This is a genomic window from Listeria rocourtiae subsp. hofi (assembly GCF_963575615.1).
Lineage (GTDB): Bacteria > Bacillota > Bacilli > Lactobacillales > Listeriaceae > Listeria_A > Listeria_A hofi.
This window is the reverse complement of record NZ_CAUYTL010000076.1, coordinates 1-1,766: the sequence shown is the minus strand read 5'-3', so window position 1 is coordinate 1,766 and position 1,766 is coordinate 1. Positions and strand designations below refer to the sequence as shown.

The 1,766-nt window shown below is 50.0% G+C and carries 1 rRNA gene; it reads right to left on the bottom strand.

The features are described 5' to 3' along the window. Nucleotides 1-1,587: ribosomal RNA gene (locus R8925_RS15735) — 23S ribosomal RNA — on the bottom strand; the annotation flags it as partial. Between the last annotated feature and the right edge of the window lie 179 nt (nt 1,588-1,766).

Below are 1,766 nucleotides of genomic sequence, written 5' to 3'. Positions count from 1 at the left end.
ATTTCCTTCCCCATCACAGCTCATGCTTCGCGAGAAGCGGATTTGCCTACTTCTCACACTCACTGCTTGGACGCACCTTTCCATCCGTGCGATTCCCTATCCTTCTGTGTCACCCCATTGCTCAAACAAACAGCACTGGTACAGGAATATCTACCTGTTGTCCATCGCCTACGCCTATCGGCCTCAGCTTAGGTCCCGACTAACCCTGGGCGGACGAGCCTTCCCCAGGAAACCTTAGATATTCGGTGGACGGGATTCTCACCCGTCTTTCGCTACTCATACCGGCATTCTCACTTCTAAGCGCTCCACCAGTCCTTCCGGTCTGACTTCACCGCCCTTAGAACGCTCTCCTACCACGAACCTCTAAAAGAGGTTCATCCACAGTTTCGGTAATATGTTTAGCCCCGGTACATTTTCGGCGCGGGGTCACTCGACCAGTGAGCTATTACGCACTCTTTCAATGGTGGCTGCTTCTAAGCCAACATCCTGGTTGTCTATGCAACCCCACATCCTTTTCCACTTAACATATATTTTGGGACCTTAACTGGTGGTCTGGGCTGTTTCCCTTTCGACTACGGATCTTATCACTCGCAGTCTGACTCCCGAGTATAAGTACATGGCATTCGGAGTTTATCTGAATTCGGTAACCCGAGAAGGGCCCCTAGTCCAAACAGTGCTCTACCTCCACGACTCTTTACCTCGAGGCTAGCCCTAAAGCTATTTCGGAGAGAACCAGCTATCTCCAGGTTCGATTGGAATTTCTCCGCTACCCACACCTCATCCCCGCACTTTTCAACGTGCGTGGGTTCGGACCTCCAGTGAGTATTACCTCACCTTCATCCTGGACATGGGTAGATCACCTGGTTTCGGGTCTACGACCTGTTACTCATGCGCCCTATTCAGACTCGCTTTCGCTACGGCTCCGCTTTTTCCGCTTAACCTTGCAACAAATCGTAACTCGCCGGTTCATTCTACAAAAGGCACGCTATCACCCATTAACGGGCTCTAACTACTTGTAGGCACACGGTTTCAGGAACTGTTTCACTCCCCTTCCGGGGTGCTTTTCACCTTTCCCTCACGGTACTGGTTCACTATCGGTCACTAGGGAGTATTTAGCCTTGGGAGATGGTCCTCCCGGATTCCGACGGAATTTCACGTGTTCCGCCGTACTCAGGATCCACTCTGGAGGGAACGTGCTTTCAATTACAGGGCTGTTACCTTCTTTGGCGGGCCTTTCCAGACCACTTCATTTACCACGTTCCTTTGTAACTCCGTATAGAGTGTCCTACAACCCCAAGAAGCAAGCTTCTTGGTTTGGGCTCTTTCCGTTTCGCTCGCCGCTACTCAGGAAATCGATGTTTCTTTCTCTTCCTCCAGGTACTTAGATGTTTCAGTTCCCTGGGTCTGCCTTCCTAACGCTATGTATTCACGTTAGGATACTATCCGACTAAAGATAGTGGGTTCCCCCATTCGGAAATCTCTGGATCAACGCTTACGTACAGCTCCCCAAAGCATATCGGTGTTAGTCCCGTCCTTCTTCGGCTCCTAGTGCCAAGGCATCCACCGTGCGCCCTTTCTAACTTAACCATGTGGTTTCTGTGCGGATGCACACCACGGGTTGTTACCTAACGTCTCCAGCCAGCGATGGCTGTATCAGTTAGTTGAAAGGTTACTTTCAGTTGATTCTCGGTTCTTACTTGGTTGGTACAAATCTGTCGATTTATACCGCACTTTACTAACTTTCTTATCTAGTTTTCAAAGAACAA